The following is a 25659-nucleotide window of genomic DNA, read 5'->3' on the forward strand; positions in this document are numbered from 1 at the left end:
CGCCGACGGGCCGTCGTCGGCCGGCCGCGCGGTTCGCCGCGGCCCTCGGGCGCTACAGGCTCTCCGGGACCGTCTTCTTGACGGGCCCGGAGAGCTGGGTGAGCCACCCGATGTCCCCGGCGGCCTTCCCGGACGCCGTGCGCAGGGTGACCTCCACGTACGCCTTGCGATAGGTCGTGGTGAAGCGGAAGCCGCCCGTCACCTGCTCCAGGAGCCAGTTGACGCCGTCCACGGTCACCCCGTCCGCCTCGGGATCGTTCATCTTCTCCGGCCGGTCGATCCCGCAGCGCAGTACGATCCCGTCATCGCCCCACCCGGCGGTCAGATCCGACGCCGGGCTGGGATCATTCCGCTTGAGCCCGTCGAGCCTGTGGGGCAGCGTCTTGTGCAGCGCGCCGCAGAGCGAGGCGGTCTCCTTCGGCGGGCTGGGAACCGTGATCGTCGCCTTCGCGTCCGTGGAGGAGCAGCCCGCGGCGGCCAGCAGGGCGAGGGCGGCTGCGGGCACGAGGAGGGACCGGCGGCGAGAAGAAGTCACCGGCCAAGGGTAAGCGGGGGCTACAGATGAACCACCGGGCAGGTCAGGGTGCGGGTGATCCCGTCCACCTGCTGGACCTTGGCGACCACCATGCGGCCCAGCTCGTCGACCGTGTCCGCCTGGGCGCGCACGATCACGTCGTACGGCCCGGTGACGTCCTCGGCCTGGATCACCCCCGGGATCTTCGCGATGGTCTCGGCGACGGTCGACGCCTTGCCCACCTCGGTCTGGATGAGGATGTACGCCTGTACCACGGAACCTCCAGGGCGGCCACGAGGATCATGTCCCCTCCCTGCGGCGAGGAGGCCCGAGGGGGGAAGAAAGAGACGCCACGGTATCGCGTCGCCGTGCGCCCGCGGGAGTACCGCGCAGGCGCGGGCGCTCGCACATCCGCGTGCGCGCGGCAGAAGTTGACGTATGTGTTGACGGTACCCACCGAGGTGACGGCTCGCGACCGCGAGCGCGCCGGGTCCCAAGGGGTACGAGGATGAGAGGTGGCACGGTGAGAGGCACTGTGGGCGAGTTGGGGGAGTTCGGGCTCATCAGGGAGCTGACCTCCCGGCTCACCTCGACCCCCGCGGTACGGATCGGCCCCGGCGACGACGCCGCGGTCGTGACCGCACCCGACCGCAGGGTGGTGGCGAGCACGGACATCCTCCTGGAGGGCCGCCACTTCCGGCGCGACTGGTCGACCGCGTACGACGTGGGGCGCAAGGCCGCCGCGCAGAATCTGGCCGATATCGCCGCCATGGGCGCGGTCCCCACCGCGCTGCTGCTGGGCCTGGTCGTCCCCGCCGAGCTCCCGGCCACCTGGCCGGTCGAGCTGATGGACGGGATCCGGGACGAGTGCCAGGTCGCGGGGGCGGCCGTGGTCGGCGGCGACGTGGTGCGCGGCGACACCATCACCGTCGCCATCACCGCCCTCGGGGACCTGCGCAACCACGAGCCGGTGACCCGCGGCGGCGCGCAGCCCGGCGACGTGGTCGCGGTCACGGGCTGGCTCGGCTGGTCGGCGGCGGGCTTCGCGGTGCTCTCGCGGGGCTTCCGCTCGCCGCGCGCCTTCGTGGAGGCCCACCGCCGCCCGGAGCCGCCCTACCACGCGGGTCCCGCCGCCGCCGGTCTCGGCGCCACCGCCATGACGGACGTCAGCGACGGCCTGGTCGCGGACCTCGGGCACATCGCGGAGGCCAGCAAGGTCCGTATCGACCTGCGCTCGGGCCTGATCGACATCCCGACGCAGATGAGCGACATCGGCCAGGCGGTCGGCGTCGACCCGCTCCAGTGGGTGCTGACCGGGGGAGAGGACCACGCGATCGTCGCGACCTTCCCGCCGGACGTGAAGCTGCCCGCCCGCTGGAAGGTGATCGGGGAGGTCCTCAACCCCTCCGCGCTGCCGCAGGTGACCGTCGACGGCGCCCCCTGGACCGCCAAGGGCGGCTGGGACCACTTCGGGGACGCGGAGTGACCACCGCGCCGCCCCGGGTGCTGACCGTCGCGGGCTCCGACTCCGGCGGCGGCGCCGGTGTCCAGGCGGACCTGAAGACGATGCTGGCCCTGGGCGTCCACGGGATGAGCGTGATCACCGCGGTGACCGCGCAGAACTCGCTGGGCGTCCAGGGCGCCTGGGAGCTGCCCGCCGAGGCGGTCCGGGCGCAGTACCGCTCGGTCGTCGACGACATCGGCGTCCAGGCCGTGAAGACCGGGATGCTCTCCTCGGCGCTCCTGGTGGAGACCGTGGCGGACCTCCTGGCGGACACGGACGCGCCGGTGGTCGTGGACCCGGTGGGCGTCTCCAAGCACGGCGACGCGCTGCTGGCCGCCGAGGCGCTGGAGTCCGTACGCCTGCGACTGCTGCCGGCGGCGACGGTGGCCACGCCCAACCTGGACGAAGTGGCGCAGCTCACGGGCGTACGGGTCGAGGACGAGGACGGGATGCGGCGGGCGGCGGAGGCGATCCTCGCGTTCGGCCCGCGCTGGGCCCTGATCAAGGGCGGGCATCTGGCGGGCTCGGCGTCACCGGAGGCGGTGGACCTGCTCACGGACGGCGGCGAGGAGCACTGGCTCCGGGCGCCCCGCCGGGACAACCGCCACACCCACGGCACGGGCTGCACCCTGGCCTCGGCGCTGGCTTCGTCCCTGGCCAAGGGTCTGACGGTGCCGGAGGCGGCGCGGGCGGCCAAGGAGTACGTGACGGCGGCGATCGCGGCGGGCTTCGCCCTGGGGTCGGGGATCGGCCCGGTGGACCACGGCTGGGGTCTGCGCGCTTCCTGAGCGCGGGGGCCCGCTCACCCGGGGGGCCTCGGTCAGGTCCTTCCGGCCCGCACGAGGACGTCAAAAAGCCGGCCCACCGAGGTGGACCGGCTTTCTGGGCAACCGGAAAGGGCTGCGCTACGACGAAACGTCGGCGTTAGCGCGAGACCTTGCCGGCCTTGATGCACGAGGTGCAGACGTTGAGCCGCTTCGGCGTCCGACCGACCACGGCACGCACGCGCTGGATGTTCGGGTTCCAGCGACGAGACGTACGGCGGTGCGAGTGCGAAATGTTGTTGCCGAAGCCCGGCCCCTTGCCGCAGACGTCGCAGTTGGCAGCCACGGGTCACTCCAAAGACTTCAGATGCACTTACAGTGAAATCCGGCGCACCGGATCAGAGATCTGAGGTGGCTTGCCGGGGGAATGGCCCGACTCTCGCCGGGCAACCGAAGCAGCATACAACGGCTGCTCCCGAGATACGAAACTACCATGACCGCCGCCGCCCCCCGCCCCGGTCCGGAGCCGCTCACCGGGTCTACCCTGCTGCTGGCCCGCAGCTCACCGGCCGCTCTAGGAGGACACCAGGTGCCGCAGACTCTCGACGCCGTCGCGGTACGCACCTGGTGCTCGCTGGCCCTGGACGGGCTCGGCCGGGACCGCGCGGAGATCGACGCGGTCAACGTCTACCCCGTCGCGGACGGGGACACCGGCACCAATCTGTATCTGACGGTGGAGTCCGCCCACCAGGCGGTGGAGGCGGTCTTCGCCGCGTACACCGAGGTGCCCGATACGGCCGACGTCATACGGGCGATGGCCCACGGCGCCCTCCTGGGGGCCCGCGGCAACTCGGGCACGATCCTCTCCCAGCTGCTGCGCGGTATGGCCGAGGTCCTCGCCGAGCGCGGCACGGACCTGTCGGGAGCCCTGCGCCGGGCGGCCGAGTCGGCGTACGAGGCGGTCGCGCACCCCGTCGAGGGCACGGTCCTGACGGTGGCGACGGCCGCGGCGCAGGCGGCCCGGGAGGCGGACGGCGACGGCGGCGCGGGTGGTGGCGCGGCGGCCGTGGCGAGCGCGGCCTACGCCGGTGCCCGGCGGGCCCTGGAGAAGACGCCCGCCCAGCTCGCGGTGCTGGGCCGCGCCGGGGTCGTGGACGCGGGCGGCTGGGGGCTGGTGACGGTCCTGGGGGCGCTGGCGCAGGCGCTCTCCGGCGAGGTGCCGTCCGTACGGCACGAGACGCGTGCGCCGCTCGACGCGACCGGCTGCCCGGCCGAGGACGCCCCGGGCGAGGAGGCCGCGGGCCCCGCCTTCGAGGTGATCTACCTCCTGGAGGCGGACGACGCGGCGGTGGCACGGCTGCGCGGCAGACTGGACGCCCTCGGGGACTCCCTGGTGGTGGTCGGCGGCGACGGCCTGTGGAACGTCCACGTCCATGTGGACGACGCGGGTGCGGCCGTCGAGGCGGGCGTGGAGGCGGGCCGTCCGTACCGGATCCGCATCACCCACTTCGGCGCGCACCCCGAGCCGCGCGAACAGGCCCAGCGGGCCGTCGTCGCGGTGGTGCCCGGCGAGGGCCTGGCCGGGCTGTGCGCCGAGGCCGGGGCCACCGCCGTGCTGGCCCGGCCGGGCGAGCCCCCGGCCAGCGGCGAGCTCGTCGACGCGATCCGCCGCGCCCACGCGCGCGAGGTCGTGCTCCTGCCCAACGACGCCGAGCTGCGCCACACCGCCGCCGCGGCCGTGGAGCAGGCGCGCGCCGAGGGCGTACGGGTCGCGCTCATCCCCACCCGCTCCGCCGTCCAGGGCCTCGCCGCGCTCGCGGTGCACGCCCCCGACCGCCGCTTCGACGAGGACGTGGTGGCGATGACCGCGGCGGCCGGCGCGACCCGTTACGCGGAACTGGCCGTCGCCGAGCGGCAGTCGTGGACCACGGCCGGCATCTGCCAGGCCGGGGATGTGCTGGGCCTCATCGACGGCGACGTGGCCGTGATCGGACAGGATCTGGGCCGTACGGCCGAGGCGGTCCTCGACCGGATGCTGGCCGCGGGCGGCGAGCTGGTCACCCTGGTGCGGGCCGCCGACACCCCGGCGGAGCTGGCCCCCGGCATCGAGGCCCATGTGCGCGAGGCCCATCTGGCGGTCGACACGGTCGTCTACGAGGGCGGCAACCAGAGCTCCCCGCTGCTGATCGGCGTCGAGTGACGGGACCGGCGGCCCGGCGGACGGACCGGCCGGCACCGGCGGGCGGAGCGCGCGCCCGGCCGAGTGGCCGCCGTACGCGCCGAGTTGTCCCCGGGGCGCCGGGGCCTCCTGCGGGATGTCAGTGGCGTGGTGTGCAATGGATCGCGTGCCTGCGCTCGAAGAACCACTGAAGAAGTTGCTCGGCGGACCCACCGCGAAGGTGATGGCCGAGCAGCTGGATCTGCACACGGTCGGCGACCTCCTGCACCACTACCCGCGGCGGTACGAGGAGCGCGGCCAGCTCACCAGACTGGCCGAGCTCCCCCTCGACGAGGACGTCACGGTGGTGGCGCAGGTGGCCGACGCGCGCGTGCACACCTTCAACGGGGGGCGCGGCCAGCGCCTGGAGATCACGATCACCGACGGCAGCGGCCGGCTCCAGCTGGTCTTCTTCGGCCGGGGCATCCACAAGCCGCACAAGGAGCTGCTGCCCGGCAGCCGCGCGATGTTCGCGGGCAAGGTGTCGATGTTCAACCGCCGCCTCCAGCTCGCCCACCCCACGTACGCGAAGCTCGCCGCCGACATCGACGAGGACGGCGACTCCGCCGAGGTGGTCGACTCCTGGGCGGGCGCGCTCATCCCGATCTACCCCGCCTGCAAGGGCCTGGAGTCCTGGAAGATCGCCAAGGCGGTCGACGCGGTGCTGCCCAGTGCCCAGGAGGCCGTCGACCCGCTGCCCGCGTCCCTGCGCGAGGGCCGCGGCTTCGCCACGCTGCCCGAGGCGCTGCTCAAGGTCCACCGGCCGCACACCAAGGACGACGTGGAGCAGGCCCGCCGGCGGCTGAAGTGGGACGAGGCGTTCGTCCTCCAGGTCGCCCTGGCCCGGCGGCGGTACGCGGACGCGCAGCTGCCCGCCGTGGCGCGCAGGCCCGCCCCCGGCGGCCTGCTCGACGCCTTCGACGCCAAGCTGCCCTTCACCCTCACCGAGGGCCAGCGGAGCGTCTCCAAGGAGATCTTCGACGACCTGGCGACCGAGCACCCGATGCACCGCCTGCTCCAGGGCGAGGTCGGCTCGGGCAAGACGATGGTCGCCCTGCGCGCGATGCTCGCGGTGGTCGACTCCGGCGGGCAGGCCGCGATGCTCGCCCCCACCGAGGTCCTCGCCCAGCAGCACCACCGGTCCATCACGGAGATGATGGGCGAGCTCGCCGAGGGCGGCATGCTGGGCGGCTCCGACCTCGGTACGAAGGTCGTGCTGCTCACCGGCTCGATGGGCGCGGCCGCCCGCCGCCAGGCACTGCTCGACCTGGTCACCGGCGAGGCGGGCATCGTCATCGGCACGCACGCGCTGATCGAGGACAAGGTGCACTTCCACGACCTGGGCCTGGTCGTGGTCGACGAGCAGCACCGGTTCGGCGTCGAACAGCGCGACGCGCTGCGCGGCAAGGGCAAGCAGCCCCCGCATCTGCTGGTGATGACCGCCACGCCCATTCCGCGCACGGTGGCGATGACCGTCTTCGGCGACCTGGAGACCTCGGTCCTCGACCAGCTCCCGGCCGGGCGCTCGCCCATCGCCAGCCATGTCGTCCCCGCCCAGGACAAGCCGCACTTCCTGGCCCGCGCCTGGGAGCGGGTCCGCGAGGAGGTCGCCAAGGGCCACCAGGGGTACGTGGTGTGCCCGCGCATCGGTGACCTGGCGGACGAGGCCGACGAGAAGAAGGCCGCCAAGAAGAAGGCGGCCGAGGAGACGGCCGACAAGCGCCCGCCGCTCGCCGTCCTGGACCTGGCGGACCAGCTCCGGGCGGGCCCCCTCCAGGGACTGCGCGTGGAGGTGCTGCACGGGCGGATGCAGCCCGACGACAAGGACGACGTGATGCGTCGGTTCGCGGCCGGCGACGTCGACGTGCTGGTGGCGACCACGGTCATCGAGGTGGGGGTGAACGTGCCGAACGCCACCGCGATGGTGATCATGGACGCGGACCGGTTCGGCGTCTCGCAGCTGCACCAGTTGCGCGGCCGCGTCGGCCGCGGCTCCGCCCCGGGCCTGTGCCTGCTGGTCACCGAGATGCCGGAGGCGAGCGCGGCCAGGGCCCGGCTGAACGCGGTGGCCGCGACCCTGGACGGCTTCGAGCTCTCCCGGATCGACCTGGAGCAGCGGCGCGAGGGCGATGTGCTGGGCCAGGCCCAGTCCGGCGTGCGCTCCTCGCTGCGGATGCTCGCGGTCATCGAGGACGAGGAGGTGATCGCGGCGGCCCGCGAGGAGGCGGTGGCGGTGGTGGGCCGGGATCCGGACCTGGAGGGCCTGCCCGCGCTGCGGACGGCCCTGGACGCGCTGCTGGACAAGGACCGCGAGCAGTACCTCGACAAGGGCTGAGCGGTACCTCGACACGGCTCGGCAGGGCTCGGCAAGGGGTGACCGCCGGGGCGCGCGGGCGGCGTCCGCGCCGCGTTCTGAGAAACTGGGGGCTCCAGTGACACCCGTACACCGACAAGGACTGAGATGACCCGCGTGATCGCCGGCCGGGCCGGCGGACGCCGCCTGGCCGTTCCGCCGGGCAACGGCACCCGCCCCACCTCCGACCGCGCGCGCGAGGGCCTCTTCTCCACCTGGGAGGCCCTGCTGGGCACGCTGGAGGGCATCCGGGTCGCGGATCTGTACGCCGGGTCGGGCGCGGTCGGCCTGGAGGCGCTCTCCCGGGGTGCCTCGCACGCGCTGCTGGTGGAGGCCGACGCGCGGGCCGTGAAGACCGTCCGCGACAACGTGCGCGTACTGGGCCTTCCGGGCGCGGAGGTACGTAACGGAAAAGCGGAACAGATCGCTGCGGGTCCGGCCCCCGAAACCCCCTTTGACGTGGTGTTCCTCGATCCGCCGTACGCGGTGACCGATGACGATCTTCGGGAGATCCTGCTCACACTCCGCACTCAGGGGTGGCTCGCCGACGAGTGTCTGGTCACCGTGGAGCGCAGCACCAGAGGCGGGGAATTCGGCTGGCCGCGGGGGTTCGAGCCGCTGCGGGCCCGCCGTTACGGCGAGGGCACGCTTTGGTACGGTCGCGCCGCCTCTACGTGCGAAGACGCACCATGACCGGGAGCGAGGGACTTCAGTTGCGCCGTGCCGTCTGTCCGGGGTCGTTCGACCCCATCACCAATGGACACCTCGACATCATCGCCCGGGCCTCGAAGCTGTACGACGTCGTGCACGTCGCGGTGATGATCAACCAGTCGAAGAAGGGCCTGTTCACCATCGACGAGCGGATCGGGCTGATCCGCGAGGTGACCGCCGACCTCGGCAACGTGGAGGTGGAGTCCTTCCACGGCCTCCTTGTCGACTTCTGCAAGCAGCGCGACATCCCGGCCATCGTGAAGGGCCTGCGCGCGGTCAGCGACTTCGACTACGAGCTCCAGATGGCCCAGATGAACAACGGCCTCTCGGGCGTCGAGACCCTCTTCGTCCCCACCAACCCGACCTACAGCTTCCTGTCGTCGTCGCTGGTCAAGGAGGTCGCGGCATGGGGCGGGGACGTCTCCCACCTGCTGCCCGCCACCGTCCACGACGCACTCGTGGCGCGGATCGCCGAACAGCGCTGAGCCGACTGCCCGTCAGCTGGTGTCGGGCGGGCCCCGACTGGCCTTACAGTCGTCCCGTCCGTCTCCCAACCAGTCGTAGAGAGTGGCGAGCCCACGGTGGACGTGCAGAAGAAGCTGGACGAGATCGTCGACGTCGTCGCCGGCGCCCGCTCCATGCCCATGTCGGCCTCGTGCGTGGTCAACCGCGCCGAGCTGCTCGCGCTCCTGGAGGAGGTGCGCCAGGCCCTGCCCGGCTCCCTCGCCCAGGCCCAGGAGCTGATCGGCGGCCGTGAGCAGCTGGTCGAGCAGGCCCGCCAGGAGGCCGAGCGGATCATCGAGTCCGCGCACGCCCAGCGCGGCACCCTGATCTCCGACACGGCCGTCGCCCGGCAGTCCCAGGAAGAGGCCGACCGTATCCTCGCCGACGCCAAGCGCGAGGCCGAGGAGATCCGGGCCGAGGCCGACGACTACGTCGACTCCAAGCTGGCCAACTTCGAGGTCGTCCTCACCAAGACCATCGGCTCCGTCGACCGCGGCCGCGAGAAGCTCCTCGGCCGCGGCCCGGGCCTCGACGAGCAGGGGCAGACGGACGCGGACGCGCCGGAGTACAGCGCGGACCCCCAGACGCTCATCCAGCGGGCCGACCAGTACGTCGACGCCAAGCTCGGCGCCTTCGAGGCCGTCCTCGCCAAGACGCTGGAGGCCGTCGGCCGGGGCCGCGAGAAGCTGCACGGCCGGATCGCCTCGGACGAACTGGGCGCCCACATGGCCGCCCAGGACGCCGCGGGTGCCCTCGGCGGCCACACCAGCGACGCGGACTACCTGGCGGGCCTGGCCGAGCTGGCCGACCCGCAGCCCCGGCCCGCCGCGCAGCCCCAGGTCCCCGCCCAGGTCTACGACCCGTACGGCTACGGCCAGGCCCAGGCCCAGCCGCAGCCCCAGCAGGACCCGTACGCCTACCAGCAGCCCCAGCAGCAGTACGCCCAGTACGGCTACGACCAGCAGCAGGACCCGTACGCCTACGACCCGCAGGCCTACGCCCAGCAGCAGGTCCACCAGGACCAGGGCCAGGATCAGGGCCAGGGCCACCCGCGGGGCGGGCACGACCAGGACTACGGCAGGCAGGCCGCGCACCCGCAGCAGCCCGCGCTCGACGAGACCAGCCTCTTCGACACGAGCATGATCGATCTCGAACAGCTGCGGCAGTACGAGCAGGGCCGCTGAGCACTGCGCGTGAGCGGGGCGTCCGGCCACGGTTCGCCGCCCCCCTGCGGGGCGGGGCGACGGGGCCGGATTGGGTCAAACGCGGCCGGTCCAGTATCCTGGCTCTTCGGTCGCGCGTACGTCCGCGATCAACGCTGCCCCGGCATCGCCGCACCCACGGCGACGCATGGTGGCCAACCCTCCACGATCCGAAAGCGGGAAGAACCCTGAGTACGCACCTCGACCACCGCAACCCCCTCGTGTTCGACACGCACGAGCTGGGTCGGCGTCCCGGTGCCCTCCAGCGGATCTCCCGCACGGTCGAGGCGCCCGCCGATCTCGGGATCGACGGCGTCATCGGCGTGCCCCAGGGCGCGCCCGTGGAGATCGAGCTCCGCCTGGAGTCGGTCATGGAAGGGGTGCTTGTCACAGGCACCGCCCGTGCATCGGCCGAGGGGGAGTGCGTAAGGTGTCTGGAGCCGCTGGAGCTGACGCTCGATGCGGACTTCCAGGAGTTGTTCTCGTACCCTGACGCCGACGACCGGGGCCGCAGCAAGCAGGCGGAGCCGGCCGACGACGCCGAGGACGAGGACGTCATTCCACTCGAGGACGGCCTGTTCGACCTCGAGCCCGTGCTGCGTGATGCGGTGGTGCTCGCACTGCCGATGCAGCCGGTGTGCCGGGAGACCTGCCTCGGCCTGTGTTCCACCTGTGGATTCAGGCTCGAGGACGACCCCGACCACCACCACGACGCCGTCGACATCCGTTGGGCGGCACTGCAAGGACTCGCCGGGACCATCCAGGACGGCGAGAAGGACAACATGAGCGGCACTGCCTCTGACGTGCAGCGCGCCGCCGAGAAGCAGGAGAAGTAGCCGTGGCTGTTCCGAAGCGGAAGATGTCGCGCAGCAACACGCGCCACCGCCGGTCGCAGTGGAAGGCTGCGGTCCCCACCCTGGTTTCGTGTGAGCGTTGCCAGGAGCCGAAGCAGCAGCACATCGCGTGCCCGAGCTGCGGCACCTACAACAAGCGCCAGGTCCTCGAGGTCTGAGCGGCTGGTGAGAGGCCCGATGTCTGATCTGTCGAATGCCGGCGCCAAGAAGGCGGGCAGTAGCGACAACAACTCGGCCTCGTCCCACACGCTTCTGGAAGGGCGGCTCGGGTATCACCTTGAGTCCGCCCTTCTGGTGCGTGCGCTGACCCACCGCTCCTACGCGTACGAGAACGGCGGTCTGCCGACCAACGAACGGCTCGAGTTCCTCGGGGACTCGGTGCTCGGTCTGGTCGTCACCGACACGCTGTACCGCACCCACCCGGACCTCCCGGAAGGCCAGCTGGCCAAGCTCCGGGCCGCGGTGGTCAACTCTCGTGCGCTGGCGCAGGTGGGCCGTGGGCTCGACCTCGGCTCCTTCATCCGGCTCGGCCGGGGCGAAGAGGGCACGGGCGGCAGGGACAAGGCCTCCATCCTCGCCGACACCCTGGAAGCGGTGATCGGCGCGGTCTACCTGGACCAGGGTCTTGGGGCGGCTTCCGAGCTCGTCCACCGGCTCTTCGACCCCCTGATCGAGAAGTCCTCGAACCTCGGGGCCGGCCTGGACTGGAAGACCAGTCTCCAGGAGCTCACCGCGGCCGAAGGCCTCGGCGTTCCGGAGTACCTGGTCTCCGAGACGGGTCCCGACCACGAGAAGACCTTCACTGCTGCCGCCCGCGTCGGTGGTGTCTCGTACGGCACCGGCACCGGCCGCAGCAAGAAGGAAGCGGAGCAGCAGGCCGCGGAGTCCGCGTGGCGCGCGATCAGCGCGTCGGCGGACGAGCGGATCGCCCGGGCGAAGGCGGAGGCCGAAGCCCTCGCGACCGAGCCGGACGGCGGGACGCCGACACCCGCCGCCGACCCGGCAGCCTGACCGTTTCCTGAGAGCCCGACTCTGAACCCCTGCCCGTACGGATTCCGTGCGGACAGGGGTTCTTTGCGTCCGCGTCGCACCGCCGCCCCCACTCGCCGCCCGCCGCCCGCCGGTCCGTGGACGGACGGGAGGGCCTGGGCGCGGCCCCGGGCAGGGAGCGGGATACCCTCCAAGCACCCCCCGTCATCCCGCGACCCCTCCGGAGGAGCCCGTGCCAGAACTCCCCGAGGTCGAAGTGGTCCGTCGCGGACTCGAGCGCTGGGTGGCCGGGCGGACCCTGGACGCCGTCGAGGTCCTGCATCCCCGGGCGGTGCGCCGCCACCTGGCCGGCGCGGCCGACTTCGCGGCCCGGCTCAAGGGACACCGGATCGGGGTCGCCCAGCGGCGCGGGAAGTACCTCTGGCTCCCGCTGGCCGACACCGGGCAGTCCGTACTCGGACACCTCGGGATGAGCGGGCAGCTGCTCGTCCAGCCCGAGAGCGCTCCGGACGAGAAGCACCTGCGGATCCGGCTGCGCTTCCAGGACACGGCCGGTACCGAGCTGCGCTTCGTCGACCAGCGGACCTTCGGGGGGCTCTCGCTCCACGAGAACACCCCCGAGGGGCTGCCCGACGTCATCGCGCACATCGCGCGCGACCCGCTCGACGAACTCTTCGACGACGCCGCCTTCTTCACCGCGCTGCGGCTGCGCCGCACCACGGTCAAGCGCGCGCTGCTCGACCAGTCACTCATCAGCGGCGTCGGCAACATCTACGCCGACGAGGCCCTGTGGCGCGCCAAGCTGCACTACGAGCGCCCCACTTGGACGCTCACGCGCCCCAAGACCGCCGAACTCCTCGGCCACGTACGGGAAGTGATGACCGAGGCGCTCGCCGTCGGCGGCACCAGCTTCGACAGCCTGTACGTCAACGTGAACGGGGAGTCGGGGTACTTCGACCGCTCGCTCGACGCGTACGGGCGTGAGGGCGAGCCCTGCCGCCGGTGCGGCACGGCGATGCGACGGCGCCCCTGGATGAACCGGTCCAGCTACTTCTGCCCGCGCTGTCAGCGCCCGCCGCGCGTCGCGTCGTAGCGCTCACGCGCCTTCAGGACCACCGGCATCCGGTCCTCCATGAGGTGGATCAGACCCAGCAGGCGCTCGGCGACCTCCTCGCCCAGCGGGGTCAGGCGGTAGTCGACGCGCGGCGGATTGGTGGGCTGCGCCTCGCGGTGGACGAGCCCGTCGCGCTCCAGCGCCTGGAGGGTCTGGGAGAGCATCTTCTCGCTCACCCCGTCGACCCTGCGCCGCAGCTCGTTGAAGCGGAAGCTGCCCTCGTGGAGCGCGCCCAGGGTGAGGCTGCCCCAGCGGCCGGTGACGTGCTCCAGGGTGCCGCGCGAGGGGCACGCCTTGGAGAAGACGTCGAACGGCAGGTCCGCGGGGCCGGCGGTGGCGGTCTCTTCCATACCCCACACCATACGACGAGACAGCGCTAACCAGAAGTTAGCGCTGTCTCGGATGTGACAGGCGGATCAGGTGGTCAGAAGCCGAAGTCCTGCGTCCACCACGGGCCGCCCTCGCCGAAATGCACGCCGACGCCCAACGTCTTGTAGTCGCAGTTCAGGATGTTCGCCCGGTGGCCGGGGCTGTTCATCCAGGCCTCCATGACCGCCTTGGCGTCCGCCTGCCCGCGTGCGATGTTCTCGCCGCCCAGGTTGCCGACGCCCGCCCTGGCGGCCCGGTCCCAGGGGCTCCTGCCGTCCGGGTCGGTGTGGTCGAAGAAGCCGCGCGCGGCCATGTCGTCGCTGAACGCGGTGGCCAGCGCCGCCAGCGAGGCGTCGGCCTTCAGCGGGCTGCAGCCCGCCCGGGCGCGCTCCTGGTTGACCAGCGAGACGACGGTGGCCGCGGCCGCCTGCTCGGCGGTGGGGGCCTTGACCTGCCGCTGCTCCGGCACGGCCGTCCGCACCCGGGACGGGGTCGCGGACGGCGCGAGCGGTGTGGGTGCCGCCACCGGTGCCGAGGGCTTCTCCCGCGTCCGCGCCGGGGCCGGCGCGGACGAGGAGGGCTTCTGGGACGGTGTGGCGGAGGGGGAGGTGAGGGGCGCGTGGGTGCTCGGCGAGGTGATCGGCGCCGAGGGGGCCGCGCTGGTCGGCCGCGCGGACTGCCCGCCCTGCTGGCGCAGGTCGGAGGCGCCGCCGTCGGCCCGGACGTGCTCGCCCGTGGATCCGCCGTTGAGCTCGAAGGAGGAGCCGCCCGGCAGCACGCCGGAGGCTATGGCCACGGCGCCCACCGCCACGGCGGCGGACGCGCCGAGCAGCCCGGTGCGTACGGGCGCGGCGGGCCGCTTCTTGGCGGGCTCGACGGAGCGGCGATGGCGTCCCATCTGCGGGCCTCCCTCAGTGCTTCAGTGCTGCTCTTTGCTCAGTGCTGCGGTCCCTGGGCCCCGGTCCCCGTCGCGGGTGGCGGACACTGGTCCGAACGGGTGAGGCTCATTGCGTCGGGACTGTACGCCATGGCGCGTGAGGGCGAAGTGATCGTTGAGCTATTGGCCGGTTAGCGTGCACCCATGAACGAAGATGCACGGCTCACCGCCTGGGTGCGCGGCCGAGTACAGGGAGTGGGCTTCCGCTGGTTCACCAGGGCAAACGCTTTGGAGATCGGCGGCCTCGTCGGGTTCGCGCTCAACCTCGACGACGGCCGGGTGCAGGTCGTGGCCGAGGGGTCACGTGATAATTGCCACCGCCTGCTGGAGTGGCTGAGGGGGCCCGACACACCCGGCAGGGTCGACGGCGTCACCGAGATCTGGGCCACACCGCGCGGCGGTTACGACGGCTTCGTCATCCGCTAGGGCCCCCGGGGCGCGGGCGGGACGGCCCCGAAGGGCGCGACCGTCGACGGGTCCGGTTCCGTGGCCCCTGACCTCGTACGACTTCGTTGTTGCCAATCCGGGCCGGGCGTGCAAGGCTGCCGCTAGAAGGATGATCTCCACGCCCCCAGGGCTCCGAGGAGAGGCCTCGCCGGACGCTTTCCGGCTCGACGGCCCCCGGATTGCCCGCCGATGCGGGGCGTGATCGTGTTGACCGTCAAACTTTTTGGTGAGACGCTGAAAGCCCCCCGCACCTTAGCTGTTTGGCATGAAGAACCGCAGTCGAAGTCCAAACATCGCGGGTGCGATTCCCTCACGACCCACACCGCTTCGGTCGGTCACTCATTGTGGAGGACCATCCATCATGGCAAAGGCGCTTCTCGGTTACGTCGGCGGTTCCGACCCGCGACTCCTCGCCGAGATGCGACGGCTCCAGCAGCGTGTCCAGGACCTTGAGTCCGAGCTCGTACGGATCCAGTCCGAGAAGGACGCACTGTCGGCTGCCGTCGCTTCGCACCGCGGAGACTCGCTGCTCGAAGGCATCGACATCGACGTACCCCAGGCGGAGCCTGCGCTCACCTGAGTCCGGGCCGCCCAAAGGCCCGTAGGTGAGATCCACTCTCCCGAGACAGATATGCAAGGGACGCCCTATGGCGTCCCTTCTTTCTTTCCCGGCCCTCCCCGGCCGCCGCCACCCCTCGTCAGCCCCTGCGTCCTCCTCATCCGGTGTGCCCTGCGGGGCCAGAGGTGAAACCGCCGGGGCTGCGCCTTCCCGGGGCGCGGGCGGGGGCGCAGAGTAGAGTCCGACGGCGTGCACCTCAAGGCCCTGACCCTGCGCGGGTTCAAATCCTTCGCTTCCGCGACGACTCTGAAGTTCGAGCCCGGCATCACCTGTGTGGTGGGCCCCAACGGCTCCGGCAAGTCCAACGTCGTGGACGCGCTGTCCTGGGTCATGGGTGAGCAGGGCGCCAAGTCGCTGCGCGGCGGCAAGATGGAGGACGTCATCTTCGCCGGGACGACCGGCCGCCCGCCGCTGGGCCGCGCCGAGGTCTCCCTCACCATCGACAACTCCGACGGCGCCCTGCCGATCGAGTACGCCGAGGTCACCATCACCCGGATCATGTTCCGGGGCGGCAGCAGCGAGTACCAGATCAACGGCGAGACCTGCCGGCTGCTCGACATCCAGGAGCTGCTCTCCGACTCCGGCATCGGCCGCGAGATGCACGTGATCGTCGGGCAGGGCCAGCTCGACTCCGTGCTGCACGCCGATCCGATGGGCCGGCGCGCCTTCATCGAGGAGGCGGCCGGCGTCCTCAAGCACCGCAAGCGCAAGGAGAAGGCGCTGCGCAAGCTGGACGCGATGCGGGCCAACCTCGCGCGCGTGCAGGACCTCACCGACGAGCTGCGGCGCCAGCTCAAGCCGCTGGGCCGGCAGGCCGCCGTCGCGCGCCGGGCCGCCGTCATCCAGGCCGATCTGCGCGACGCCCGGCTGCGCCTGCTCGCCGACGACCTGGTGCGGATGCGCCGGGCGCTGCGCGCCGAGATCGAGGACGAGGCGGCGCTCAAGCAGCGCAAGGACAGCGCCGAGGCCGAGCTGAAGGCCGCCCTCGCGCGCGAGGCGGAGCTGGAGGAGGAGGTCCGCAGGCTCACGCCCCGGCTCACCGCCGCCCAGCAGACCTGGTACGAGCTGTCGCGGCTGGCCGAGAGGGTGCGGGGCACGGTCTCGCTCGCGGACGCGCGCGTGAAGAGCGCCACCGCTCAGCCCCCTGAGGAGCGCCGGGGCCGCGACCCCGAGGACATGGAGCGCGAGGCCGCCCGGATCCGGGAGCAGGAGGCGGAGCTGGAGGCGGCGCGCGAGGCGGCCGAGCGCGCCCTGGAGGACACCGCCTCCCACCGCGCCGAGCTGGAGCGGGAGCTCGCGCTGGAGGAGCGGCGTCTGAAGGACGTGGCCCGGGCCATCGCGGACCGGCGCGAGGGCCTGGCGAGGCTGCACGGCCAGGTCAACGCGGCGCGGAGCAGGGCGGGTTCGGCGCAGGCGGAGATCGACCGGCTCGCGGCGGCGCGGGACGAGGCGGGCGAGCGGGCGGCGCTGGCCCAGGAGGAGTACGAACAGCTGAAGGCCGAGGTCGACGGCCTGGACGCGGACGACCACGAGCTCGGTGAGGCCCATGAGCGCGCCAAGCGCGAGCTCGCCGAGGCGGAGGCGGCCCTCGGCGCCGCCCGCGAGGCGGCCACGGTCGCCGAGCGCCGGCGCGCCGCCGTGGCAGCCCGCCACGACGCGCTCGCCCTGGGCCTGCGCCGCAAGGACGGCACGGGCGCCCTGCTCGCCGCCCAGGACTCCCTCCAGGGGCTGCTCGGTCCCGCCGCCGCCCTGCTCGCCGTCGTGCCGGGGTACGAGGTGGCGGTGGCCGCGGCCCTGGGCGCCGCCGCCGACGCGCTCGCGGTGTCGGGCCCCGCCACCGCTGCCGAGGCGATCCGGCTGCTGCGCAAGCAGGACGCCGGACGGGCCGCGCTGCTGGTGGGCGGGCTGCCCGGCCCCCTGGAACCCGCGCCCGAACCCGTACGGCCGGGCGGGCCGCCCTACGCGGCGGACCTGGTGCGCGGCCCGCAGGAGCTGCTGCCCGCCGTGGGCGGGCTGCTGCGCGGGGTCGTCGTCGTGGACACCCTGGAGGACGCCGAGGACCTGGTCCACGCCCGGCCGGAGCTGACCGCCGTCACCGTCGAGGGCGACCTGCTCGGGGCGTACTTCGCGCAGGGCGGCTCCGCCGGGGCGCCCAGCCTGCTGGAGGTGCAGGCCTCCGTCGACGAGGCCGCCGCCGAGCTCGCGGAGCTGGCGGTGCGGTGCGAGGAGCTGGCCGGGGCGCAGCGCACGGCGGGGGAACTGCGGGCCCGGTGCGCCGAGCGGGTCGAGGAGCTGGGGGAGCGGCGGCGGGCCGCCGACCGGGAGAAGTCGTCCGTCGCCCAGCGGCTCGGGCGTCTCGCGGGGCAGGCGCGCGGCGCCGCGGGCGAGGCCGAGCGCACGGCGGCGGCAGCCGCCCGCGCCCAGGAGGCCCTTCAGAAGGCGCTGGAGGAGGCCGAGGAGCTGACCGAGCGGCTCCTGGTCGCCGAGGAGAGTGCTTGCCTCGGGGAGGAGGGGGCGGAGGAGCCCGACACCTCCGTGCGGGACCGGCTCGCCGCCGATGGGGCCAACGCCCGCCAGACGGAGATGGAGGCCCGCCTTCAGCTGCGTACGCACGAGGAGCGGGTCAAGGGCCTGGCCGGGCGGGCCGACGCGCTCGACCGGGGCGCCCGCACCGAGCGTGAGGCCCGCGCCCGGGCCGAGGAGCGGCGCGCCCGGCTGCGCCACGAGGCCCGGGTGGCGGCGGCCGTGGCGGCGGGCGCGCGGACACTGCTTGCCCATGTCGAGGTCTCGGTGGTGCGGGCCGAGCGGGAGCGGGCGGACGCCGAGGCCGCGAAGGCAGCGCGGGAGCAGGAGCTGGCGGCCGCCCGGGCCACCGGCCGCGACCTCAAGGGCGAGCTCGACAAGCTGACGGATTCGGTGCACCGCGGTGAGGTACTCGGCGCGGAGAAGCGGCTGCGGATCGAGCAGCTGGAGACGAAGGCGCTGGAGGAGCTGGGGGTGGAGCCGGCCGGGCTGGTCGCGGAGTACGGGCCCGACCAGCCCGTGCCGCCGTCCCCGGCCGCCGAGGGGGAGGAGCTTCCCGAGGACCCGGACCACCCGCGCAACCGCCCCCGGAGTTTCGACCGCGCGGATCAGGAAAAACGGTTGAGGTCAGCCGAACGGGCGTACCAGCAGCTGGGAAAGGTCAACCCGCTCGCGCTGGAGGAGTTCGCGGCTCTGGAGGAGCGGCACCAGTTCCTCTCCGAGCAGCTGGAGGACCTGAAGAAGACGCGGGCCGACCTTCTTCAGGTGGTGAAGGAGGTGGACGAGCGGGTCGAGCAGGTGTTCACGGAGGCGTACCGGGACACGGCCAGGGAGTTCGAAGGCGTCTTCTCGCGGCTCTTCCCGGGCGGCGAGGGGCGGCTGATCCTGACCGACCCGGGCAACATGCTCGCCACCGGGGTGGACGTGGAAGCGCGCCCGCCGGGCAAGAAGGTCAAGCGGCTCTCGCTGCTCTCGGGCGGGGAGAGGTCGCTGACGGCCGTGGCACTGCTCGTGTCGATCTTCAAGGCACGGCCGAGCCCGTTCTATGTGATGGACGAGGTGGAGGCGGCGCTCGACGACACCAACCTCCAGCGGCTCATCCGGATCATGGAGGAGCTCCAGGAGTCCTCGCAGCTGATCGTGATCACGCATCAGAAGCGCACGATGGAGGTCGCGGACGCGTTGTACGGCGTGTCCATGCAGGGTGACGGCGTTTCCAAGGTCATCAGCCAGCGCCTCCGCTAGCCCCCGTAACCCATCTTCAAGTGTTGAACAAGCGCGACACGCCAGGGTCGCTCAATTCACATCTCTTGGCCTATTGACTTCGGAACTTGAAGGCATAGTCTCTGCAACGTTGCTTTTTCCTTCAAGTGGTGGGTGACCCGAAGTTGTGCGCCACTTGAAGTGCCCCCAACGCCCGGCGACGCTGCCGGGCGGCCCCAGGAGTTCACGTGACCAGCACTACGCAGCCACCGGCCTCGGGAGCCCGTACGGCGCATCCCGAGCACCTCGCCCACGTCGTCTTCATCGCGGCGGCGGCAGCGATGGGCGGTTTCCTCTTCGGCTATGACAGCGCCGTCATCAACGGCGCCGTCGAAGCCATCAGGGGCCGCTACGACATCGGTTCCGCGGCGCTCGCCCAGGTCATCGCGATCGCTCTGATCGGCTGCGCGATCGGCGCCGCCACCGCGGGCCGGATCGCGGACCGCATCGGCCGCATCCGCTGCATGCAGATCGCCTCCGTGCTCTTCACCATCAGCGCCGTCGGCTCCGCGCTCCCCTTCGCCCTGTGGGACCTGGCCTTCTGGCGCATCATCGGCGGCTTCGCCATCGGCATGGCCTCGGTCATCGGCCCCGCCTACATCGCCGAGGTCGCCCCCGCCGCCTACCGCGGCAGGCTCGGCTCCTTCCAGCAGGCCGCCATCGTCATCGGCATCGCCATCTCGCAGCTGGTCAACTGGGGCATCCTCAACGCCGCGGGCGGCGATCAGCGCGGAAAGCTGATCGGCCTGGAGGCCTGGCAGGTCATGCTCGGCGTGATGGTCATCCCCGCCGTCCTGTACGGCCTGCTCTCCTTCGCCATCCCCGAGTCGCCGCGCTTCCTCATCTCGGCGGGCCGCGACGCGCGCGCCCGTGAGGTGCTCAGGGAGGTCGAGGGCGACATCGACCTGGACGCCCGCGTCGCCGAGATCGAGCACGCCATGAAGAGCGAGCACAAGTCGAGCTTCAGGGACCTGCTCGGCGGCTCCTTCTTCTTCAAGCCGATCGTCTGGGTCGGCATCGGCCTGTCGGTCTTCCAGCAGTTCGTCGGCATCAACGTCGCGTTCTACTACTCCTCGACGCTGTGGCAGTCGGTCGGCGTCGACCCGACGGACTCGTTCTTCTACTCCTTCACCACGTCGATCATCAACATCATCGGCACCGTGATCGCGATGATCTTCGTCGACCGGGTCGGCCGTCGGCCGCTGGCGCTCATCGGCTCGGTCGGCATGGCCCTCGGCCTCGCCCTGGAGGCCTGGGCCTTCAGCTACGACCTCGTGGACGGCAAGCTGCCCGCCACCCAGGGCTGGATCGCCCTGGTCGCCGCCCATGTCTTCGTGCTCTTCTTCGCCCTGTCCTGGGGCGTGGTGGTCTGGGTCTTCCTCGGCGAGATGTTCCCCAACCGCATCCGCGCCGCCGCCCTCGGCGTCGCCGCCGCCGCGCAGTGGATCGCCAACTGGGCCATCACCGCGAGCTTCCCGTCGCTGGCCGACTGGAACCTCTCCGCGACCTACGTGATCTACACGATCTTCGCCGCCCTCTCGATCCCCTTCGTACTGAAGTACGTCAAGGAGACCAAGGGCAAGGCGTTGGAGGAGATGGGCTAAACCCCGCTGCCCTGACTCCTCGACACACGTACTGCCCCGGCTCACCCATGGAGCCGGGGCAGTACGTCGTCCGTGAACAGGCGCAGACCGCGCCACCCCTCCTCCAGCGGCATCCCGCCGCACAGCGGGTGCAGCACCAGGCTCTCGGCACCCAGCGCCGCGCACTCCTGAGGCGTCACGATCCGGTAGACGCCCTCGGCGCGCAGCTCCTGGACCGTGGACGCCGTTGAGCGGACCGCCGAGCGGATGTCCTTGGACTGCCAGGACGCGTACGTCCGCGCCTCGTGCAGGAAGTGCTCCCCGTACAGCGCCCAGGCCCGGTCCGGGTCCTCACTCAGATGGAGCAGCGGCGTTTGCTCGGCCGGCATCATCGTCCAGCCCTCGGTGCCGTGCGCGGCCAGCTGCTCGTGGTAGTACGCCTGAAGCTCCGGCAGGTGCGCGCTGGGGAAGAACGGCAGCCCCAGCCGGGCCGCCCTTCGCGCCGCCGCCTTCGACGAGCCGCCCACCAGCAGCATCGGGTGCGGCTGGGTGAAGGGGCGCGGGGTGACCCGTACCGTACGCCCCCGGTAGGTGAACGGCTCGCCCGTCCACGCCTTCAGCAGCGTCTCCAGGAGCAGGTCCTGGAGCTTGCCGCGCCTGCCCCACTCGACGCCCGCCCGTTCGTACTCCTCGGGCCGGTAGCCGATCCCCGCGACCGTCACCAGGCGCCCGCCGCTCAGCAGGTCCAGCACCGCGATGTCCTCGGCGAGCCGCAGCGGGTCGTGGAGCGGGCCGATGATCGCGGAGACGGTGACGGCGATCCGGCCGGTGGCCCCCAGGACCGCGCCCGCGAAGGTGAACGGGGAGGGCAGCCAGCCGTTGCCGGTGCCGTGGTGCTCCTCGGTCTGGATGGTGTCGACGCCGCGGGCGTCGGCGTACGCGGCCATCTCCACCGCGGCGCGGTAGCGGGCCGACAGGGGCTCGGGCGGCTCGTGCGGGGCCACCAGGTTCATGCGTACGACGGTGAACGGCATGGACAAGTCCCCCTCCGCCGGGCCGGGCCCGGCTGGAACCGGTGGATCCGGTGATCCGATGGAGGGGGACGTTAGCTGACGATGCGTCAGACAGCCAGGGGCGCGGGCTCCTCGGCCTGCTCGCTCTCGGCCGGGGCCGGGACGGCGGGCTTGGGCAGGACCACGTACAGCAGCCCGGAGACCACGATGGTGGCCACCCAGCCCAGGCCGTACTCGCCGACCGGGTTGTTCGCGGCGAGCGGGCCGGTGAACCAGTCCGAGGTGGTGAAGAGCAGGCCCGAGCCCAGGCCCACCGCCCAGGCGGCGACGGCGGCGGGGGAGAAGCCGGCCGTGTACCAGTAGGCGCTGGTGGGCGTGGTGTCGAGCAGCGCCTTCGCGTCGTACTCGGTGCGCCGCAGCATGTCCGCGCCGAAGACGCCGACCCAGGCCGAGAAGGCGACGGCGAGCAGCGAGAGGAAGGCGATGAAGGAGCCCATGAAGCTCTTGGCCACCAGCATCAGGACGCCGCCGAAGGCCAGCGAGATCACGGCGTTGACCGAGACCGCCCAGTGGCGCGGGATCTTGAAGCCGAGGGTCTGCGCGGTGAAACCGGCCGAGTACATCGACATCGAGTTGATCAGCACCATGCCGACCAGCGCGATCAGCAGGTACGGCACCGCGATCCACAGCGGCAGGATCTCGCCGAGGAAGGAGACCGGGTCCGCGGCCGAGGCCAGGTCCGGGGTGGAGACCGCCATGACCGCGCCCATCAGCACCATCGGCAGCACCACGATCCCGGCGCCGCCGACGGAGCTCGCCACCATCGCCCCGGACGAGGCGGTGCGCGGCAGATAGCGGGTGAAGTCCGGGGCGGAGGGGATCCAGCTGACACCGCCGGCGGCGATCAGACCGGTGCCCGCGACCATCAGCGACATCTTCCCGGCCGGACGGTCGAAGACCTCGCTCCAGTCGGTGTTCAGCGCCAGATAGACCAGCACGAGCACGGAGAACGCGCCGAAGAGGTAGGTCGCGTACTTGTTGCACTTCTGGACGACGTTGATGCCCAGGCCGGAGATCGCGAAGGTCGTCACCACGAAGAGCAGCAGCGTCACGATGATCAGGAAGGTGTTGCTCCCGATGCCGAAGACGATGTCCAGGACGGTCAGCATCGCGTAGGCGCCGGTGACCGCGTTGATCGTCTCCCAGCCCCAGCGGGCGACCCAGATCAGCGAGCCGGGCAGCAGGTTGCCGCGCTGGCCGAAGACCGCGCGCGAGAGCGCCATGCCGGGCGCGCCGCCGCGCTTTCCGGCGATGGAGATGAGCCCCACCAGGCCGTAGCTGACGAGGGGCGCCGCGACCGCGACGACGATCGCCTGCCAGAAGTTCAGCTTGTACGTCACGACGAGGCTCGCGCCCATCGTGAGCAGCAGCACACTGATGTTGGCGGCGACCCAGGTGGGGAAGAGCTCGCGGGTTCTGGCGGTGCGCTCGCTGTCGGGGACGGGCTCAAGGCCACGGGTTTCCAGTGCGCCTTCGGACTGGGAGGTGGTGCTCATGAGGGTGCGGTTGCCTCTCGCTCGGCTCACGGGAGAGCCGGTGGGGGTCATCTCGGGGGACTCTACGCGCGTTGATGGCTCCTCTTCCATCGTAACTTAATACGACGATTGCCCCATAATCCCCTTTGATCTTCATGGGAAGACACGAGCGGGGCCCCGCGACGGGCCCTGACGGAGACGGGCCATGACTGATACTGGGGACGTTATGGAATTCGTCATCCTTGCCGTAGTCATCGCCCTGGTCGCGGTCGGCGCGATCAGCGGGCTCGTGGTCAGCAGCCGCAAGAAGAAGCAGCTGCCGCCCACGGCGCCGCCGTCCACGCCGACCATCACTGCCCCGCCCGCCGAGCCGCACGTCGGCGACGACGCCGCGGAGAGCGCCGAGGAGCAGCGCCGCGCCATCGAGGAGATCGCCCTCCCCGAGGCGCCGGCGAGCCCCGTCGTCGTCGAGGAGGCGCCCGCCGCGCCCGAGATCGAGGTGCCCGAGCCGACCGCCGGCCGCCTCGTCCGGCTGCGCGCCCGGCTCGCCCGCTCGCAGAACTCGCTCGGCAAGGGGCTGCTCACGCTCCTGTCCCGGGACAACCTCGACGAGGACACCTGGGAGGAGATCGAGGACACCCTGCTCACCGCGGACGTGGGCGTCGCCCCGACCCAGGAGCTCGTCGAGCGGCTGCGCGAGCGCGTCCGGGTGCTCGGCACCCGCACCCCCGCCGAGCTGCGCGCGCTGCTGCGCGAGGAGCTGGTCGCGATCCTCGGCCCGGAGTTCGACCGCACGGTCAGGACCGAGGGCAGCACCACCGAGAGCGGCTCCGACGTCCCCGGCGTCGTGATGGTCGTCGGCGTCAACGGCACCGGCAAGACCACCACCACCGGCAAGCTCGCGCGCGTGCTCGTCGCCGACGGCAAGTCGGTCGTCCTGGGCGCGGCGGACACCTTCCGCGCCGCCGCCGCCGACCAGCTCCAGACCTGGGGCGAGCGCGTGGGCGCCCGTACCGTGCGCGGCCCCGAGGGCGGCGACCCGGCGTCGATCGCCTTCGACGCGGTCAAGGAGGGCATCGCGCAGGGCGCGGACGTCGTCCTCATCGACACGGCCGGGCGGCTGCACACCAAGACCGGGCTCATGGACGAGCTCGGCAAGGTCAAGCGCGTGGTGGAGAAGCACGGGCCGCTCGACGAGGTCCTGCTCGTCCTCGACGCGACGACCGGGCAGAACGGGCTGGTCCAGGCCCGGGTCTTCGCCGAGGTCGTCGACATCACCGGCATCGTGCTGACCAAGCTCGACGGCACCGCCAAGGGCGGCATCGTCATCGCCGTCCAGCGCGAGCTGGGCGTACCGGTCAAGCTCATCGGGCTCGGCGAGGGCGCGGACGACCTCGCGCCGTTCGAGCCGGGGGCGTTCGTGGACGCGCTCATCGGGGACTGAGCGCGCACCGTCGGCCCGGTCTTCGTCCGCGGGCCGGTGACGGGCCGCCCGCGCGCTTCCCCGCGCCCCTCAGGGGTGTACGGCTGCGCGTGGGGCAGGCGCGTCCCCAGGAGAGGCAGGGCCCATCGCGATGCGGTGGGCCCTTCGTCCTGTACTCCTCAGAACGGCGCCCGGTGGCAGATGTACGCCAGGGTGCCCAGGAGCAGACGGGCCTCCGGCGGACGGCTCGCGGTGTCCAGGGACGGGGGGCGCAGCCAGTGGACGTCTCCCGACGGGGGTGCCTGCACGTACTGCCCCGGGCCCGGGCAGACGAGGTCCAGATCGGCGTCGTCCCAGCCCATCCGGTAGAGCAGGCGCGGCAGTTCGGCCGCCGCCCCCGGGGCCACGTAGAAGTGCGTGCGGCCCGCCGGGGTCGTCGACACCGGGCCCAGCGGCAGCCCCATCCGCTCCAGGCGCACCAGCGCCCGCCGCCCGGCCGGCGCCGCCACGTCCAGGACGTCGAAGCTGCGGCCCACCGGCAGCAGCACCGAGGCCCCCGGGCACTCCGCCCACGCCTTGCCGACCTCGTCCAGGGTCGCGCCCGCCGGCACCTCGGGCGCGAAGGCCAGCGGATGCGCCCCCGGCGCCGGGCAGGCCGAGTCCCCGCAGGAGCACTGGCCGGAGAGCTCCCGCGCCCCCGGGGCGACGTCCCAGCCCCACAGGCCCGTGTACTCGGCCACCGCCGTCACCTCGGTCGCCCGGCCGCGGCGCCGCGTGCCGGGCCGGATTTCGCGGATCCCCCGGCCGCCGCCGATCGTGAAGCCCATGCCTCCTCCAACGGGTATTCCTCGACGGTGGTTACGATCCGGAGTCCCCTGATCGCACACTGCTCACCCAACGGCTCGCTGCGGAAGGGGAGGTGGTGCGAACCGGTCCACGCGCCCCCGCGTGCACCGTTCCATCGACTCCGGTTCGACCTGTGTCAAGTGAATCGCGCACGGCGCCGGGGGAGTTCATTCAAAGGGGTGGCGAATGGTGGCGATTGTGGAATCGCCCTCGCCAGAGGGGTGATCGTAGGATTACTTTCAGTACACGGACCCTGGAATCGCGCCCACGCGTGGGTATGCCAAAGGCAAGGAGCTGTACCGTCCGGAGGGTCGCGTCCTGCGGACAGGAAGCATGAACTCGCGGCATTCTGACAGGGGTTCGCGTGACAGAG

Annotated in this window: 24 protein-coding genes; 16 read left to right on the plus strand and 8 right to left on the minus strand. The window is 72.2% G+C overall.

From position 1 onward, the window contains the following. Window positions 1-52: 52 nt before the first annotated feature. Window positions 53-535, minus strand: coding sequence for a DUF3515 domain-containing protein (locus ACZ4MU_RS27555; RefSeq protein ID WP_467881677.1), 483 nt, complete (start codon window positions 533-535; stop codon window positions 53-55). A 20-nt stretch (window positions 536-555) separates the two neighbouring features. Next, a complete protein-coding gene (locus ACZ4MU_RS27560; RefSeq protein ID WP_064070330.1) occupies window positions 556-789 on the minus strand; it encodes an Lrp/AsnC family transcriptional regulator in 234 nt (77 codons plus the stop codon). 248 nt (window positions 790-1037) lie between these two features. Here ACZ4MU_RS27560 and ACZ4MU_RS27565 point away from each other — a divergent pair, with 248 nt between their 5' ends. After that, window positions 1038-2000, plus strand: coding sequence for a thiamine-phosphate kinase (locus tag ACZ4MU_RS27565; RefSeq protein ID WP_467881679.1), 963 nt, complete (start codon window positions 1038-1040; stop codon window positions 1998-2000). After that, entirely contained in the window at window positions 1997-2806 is an 810-nt protein-coding gene (gene thiD / locus ACZ4MU_RS27570) for a bifunctional hydroxymethylpyrimidine kinase/phosphomethylpyrimidine kinase (RefSeq protein ID WP_467881681.1), read from the plus strand. Before ACZ4MU_RS27565 ends, thiD begins: the two co-directional genes overlap by 4 nt. A gap of 136 nt (window positions 2807-2942) precedes the next feature. On the opposite strand, the gene rpmB is transcribed toward thiD, so the two are convergent. Next, window positions 2943-3128 (minus strand): 50S ribosomal protein L28, encoded by a 186-nt coding sequence (rpmB, locus tag ACZ4MU_RS27575; RefSeq protein ID WP_003957616.1) that lies wholly within the window; start codon window positions 3126-3128, stop codon window positions 2943-2945. Window positions 3129-3371: 243 nt separating this feature from the next. On the opposite strand from rpmB, the gene ACZ4MU_RS27580 reads away from it, so the two are divergent. From ACZ4MU_RS27580 to mutM, 9 genes are all read left to right on the plus strand, one after another. After that, the gene (locus tag ACZ4MU_RS27580; protein WP_467881849.1) at window positions 3372-4982 is read left to right on the plus strand and encodes a DAK2 domain-containing protein; all 1611 of its coding nucleotides are present in this window, start codon (window positions 3372-3374) and stop codon (window positions 4980-4982) included. A gap of 136 nt (window positions 4983-5118) precedes the next feature. Further along, entirely contained in the window at window positions 5119-7335 is a 2217-nt protein-coding gene (recG, locus tag ACZ4MU_RS27585; protein ID WP_467881683.1) for an ATP-dependent DNA helicase RecG, read from the plus strand. 126 nt (window positions 7336-7461) lie between these two features. Beyond that, complete coding sequence (rsmD, locus tag ACZ4MU_RS27590; protein WP_467881685.1) at window positions 7462-8046, plus strand: 16S rRNA (guanine(966)-N(2))-methyltransferase RsmD; 585 nt, start codon at window positions 7462-7464, stop codon at window positions 8044-8046. Between the two features lie 20 nt (window positions 8047-8066). Next, window positions 8067-8549 (plus strand): pantetheine-phosphate adenylyltransferase, encoded by a 483-nt coding sequence (coaD, locus tag ACZ4MU_RS27595; RefSeq protein WP_467881851.1) that lies wholly within the window; start codon window positions 8067-8069, stop codon window positions 8547-8549. A gap of 96 nt (window positions 8550-8645) precedes the next feature. Then, on the plus strand, window positions 8646-9752 hold the full coding sequence (locus ACZ4MU_RS27600; RefSeq protein WP_467881687.1) for an ATP synthase F0 subunit B: 1107 nt from the start codon (window positions 8646-8648) through the stop codon (window positions 9750-9752). Between the two features lie 206 nt (window positions 9753-9958). Continuing rightward, the gene (locus ACZ4MU_RS27605; protein WP_467881853.1) at window positions 9959-10606 is read left to right on the plus strand and encodes a YceD family protein; all 648 of its coding nucleotides are present in this window, start codon (window positions 9959-9961) and stop codon (window positions 10604-10606) included. 2 nt (window positions 10607-10608) lie between these two features. Beyond that, on the plus strand, window positions 10609-10782 hold the full coding sequence (gene rpmF, locus ACZ4MU_RS27610; RefSeq protein ID WP_026165248.1) for a 50S ribosomal protein L32: 174 nt from the start codon (window positions 10609-10611) through the stop codon (window positions 10780-10782). A 19-nt stretch (window positions 10783-10801) separates the two neighbouring features. Beyond that, the gene (gene rnc, locus ACZ4MU_RS27615) at window positions 10802-11635 is read left to right on the plus strand and encodes a ribonuclease III (RefSeq protein ID WP_467881689.1); all 834 of its coding nucleotides are present in this window, start codon (window positions 10802-10804) and stop codon (window positions 11633-11635) included. Between the two features lie 211 nt (window positions 11636-11846). After that, on the plus strand, window positions 11847-12707 hold the full coding sequence (gene mutM / locus ACZ4MU_RS27620; protein WP_467881691.1) for a bifunctional DNA-formamidopyrimidine glycosylase/DNA-(apurinic or apyrimidinic site) lyase: 861 nt from the start codon (window positions 11847-11849) through the stop codon (window positions 12705-12707). Here mutM and ACZ4MU_RS27625 read toward each other — a convergent pair. Both ACZ4MU_RS27625 and ACZ4MU_RS27630 read right to left on the minus strand, forming a co-directional pair. Further along, a complete protein-coding gene (locus ACZ4MU_RS27625; RefSeq protein ID WP_467881693.1) occupies window positions 12680-13078 on the minus strand; it encodes a winged helix-turn-helix transcriptional regulator in 399 nt (132 codons plus the stop codon). The two genes, mutM and ACZ4MU_RS27625, sit on opposite strands and share 28 nt — an antisense overlap. Before the next feature lie 74 nt (window positions 13079-13152). Continuing rightward, entirely contained in the window at window positions 13153-13995 is an 843-nt protein-coding gene (locus ACZ4MU_RS27630; RefSeq protein ID WP_467881695.1) for a CAP domain-containing protein, read from the minus strand. Window positions 13996-14178: 183 nt separating this feature from the next. Between ACZ4MU_RS27630 and ACZ4MU_RS27635 the strand changes: the two genes are divergently transcribed. The 4 genes from ACZ4MU_RS27635 (at window position 14179) to ACZ4MU_RS27650 (ending at window position 20490) form a co-directional block, all read left to right on the plus strand. Further along, a complete protein-coding gene (locus tag ACZ4MU_RS27635; protein WP_467881697.1) occupies window positions 14179-14460 on the plus strand; it encodes an acylphosphatase in 282 nt (93 codons plus the stop codon). 382 nt (window positions 14461-14842) lie between these two features. Further along, window positions 14843-15061, plus strand: a complete 219-nt coding sequence (locus ACZ4MU_RS27640; RefSeq protein ID WP_067164723.1) for a hypothetical protein — start codon at window positions 14843-14845, stop codon at window positions 15059-15061. A gap of 228 nt (window positions 15062-15289) precedes the next feature. Further along, a complete protein-coding gene (smc, locus tag ACZ4MU_RS27645; RefSeq protein ID WP_467881698.1) occupies window positions 15290-18868 on the plus strand; it encodes a chromosome segregation protein SMC in 3579 nt (1192 codons plus the stop codon). Between the two features lie 206 nt (window positions 18869-19074). Next, complete coding sequence (locus tag ACZ4MU_RS27650; protein ID WP_467881700.1) at window positions 19075-20490, plus strand: sugar porter family MFS transporter; 1416 nt, start codon at window positions 19075-19077, stop codon at window positions 20488-20490. Window positions 20491-20531: 41 nt separating this feature from the next. On the opposite strand, the gene ACZ4MU_RS27655 is transcribed toward ACZ4MU_RS27650, so the two are convergent. Both ACZ4MU_RS27655 and ACZ4MU_RS27660 read right to left on the minus strand, forming a co-directional pair. Next, a complete protein-coding gene (locus tag ACZ4MU_RS27655; protein WP_467881702.1) occupies window positions 20532-21503 on the minus strand; it encodes an LLM class flavin-dependent oxidoreductase in 972 nt (323 codons plus the stop codon). 86 nt (window positions 21504-21589) lie between these two features. After that, on the minus strand, window positions 21590-23038 hold the full coding sequence (locus tag ACZ4MU_RS27660; protein WP_467881704.1) for a cytosine permease: 1449 nt from the start codon (window positions 23036-23038) through the stop codon (window positions 21590-21592). A gap of 205 nt (window positions 23039-23243) precedes the next feature. On the opposite strand from ACZ4MU_RS27660, the gene ftsY reads away from it, so the two are divergent. Continuing rightward, window positions 23244-24461 (plus strand): signal recognition particle-docking protein FtsY, encoded by a 1218-nt coding sequence (ftsY, locus tag ACZ4MU_RS27665; RefSeq protein WP_467881855.1) that lies wholly within the window; start codon window positions 23244-23246, stop codon window positions 24459-24461. A gap of 158 nt (window positions 24462-24619) precedes the next feature. On the opposite strand, the gene ACZ4MU_RS27670 is transcribed toward ftsY, so the two are convergent. Next, window positions 24620-25267, minus strand: coding sequence for a bifunctional DNA primase/polymerase (locus ACZ4MU_RS27670; protein ID WP_467881706.1), 648 nt, complete (start codon window positions 25265-25267; stop codon window positions 24620-24622). Between the last annotated feature and the right edge of the window lie 392 nt (window positions 25268-25659).

Source organism: Streptomyces sp. NPDC026377, from assembly GCF_055567715.1.

Coding starts and splice junctions, on each gene's coding strand:
- recG (WP_467881683.1), top strand. CDS start 5,119: ATGGATCGCGTGCCTGCGCTCGAAGAACCACTGAAGAAGTTGCTCGGC.
- rsmD (WP_467881685.1), top strand. CDS start 7,462: ATGACCCGCGTGATCGCCGGCCGGGCCGGCGGACGCCGCCTGGCCGTT.
- rnc (WP_467881689.1), top strand. CDS start 10,802: ATGTCTGATCTGTCGAATGCCGGCGCCAAGAAGGCGGGCAGTAGCGAC.
- ACZ4MU_RS27625 (WP_467881693.1), bottom strand. CDS start 13,078: ATGGAAGAGACCGCCACCGCCGGCCCCGCGGACCTGCCGTTCGACGTC.
- ACZ4MU_RS27630 (WP_467881695.1), bottom strand. CDS start 13,995: ATGGGACGCCATCGCCGCTCCGTCGAGCCCGCCAAGAAGCGGCCCGCC.
- ACZ4MU_RS27635 (WP_467881697.1), top strand. CDS start 14,179: ATGAACGAAGATGCACGGCTCACCGCCTGGGTGCGCGGCCGAGTACAG.
- ACZ4MU_RS27640 (WP_067164723.1), top strand. CDS start 14,843: ATGGCAAAGGCGCTTCTCGGTTACGTCGGCGGTTCCGACCCGCGACTC.
- ACZ4MU_RS27655 (WP_467881702.1), bottom strand. CDS start 21,503: ATGCCGTTCACCGTCGTACGCATGAACCTGGTGGCCCCGCACGAGCCG.
- ACZ4MU_RS27660 (WP_467881704.1), bottom strand. CDS start 23,038: ATGAGCACCACCTCCCAGTCCGAAGGCGCACTGGAAACCCGTGGCCTT.
- ftsY (WP_467881855.1), top strand. CDS start 23,244: ATGGAATTCGTCATCCTTGCCGTAGTCATCGCCCTGGTCGCGGTCGGC.
- ACZ4MU_RS27670 (WP_467881706.1), bottom strand. CDS start 25,267: ATGGGCTTCACGATCGGCGGCGGCCGGGGGATCCGCGAAATCCGGCCC.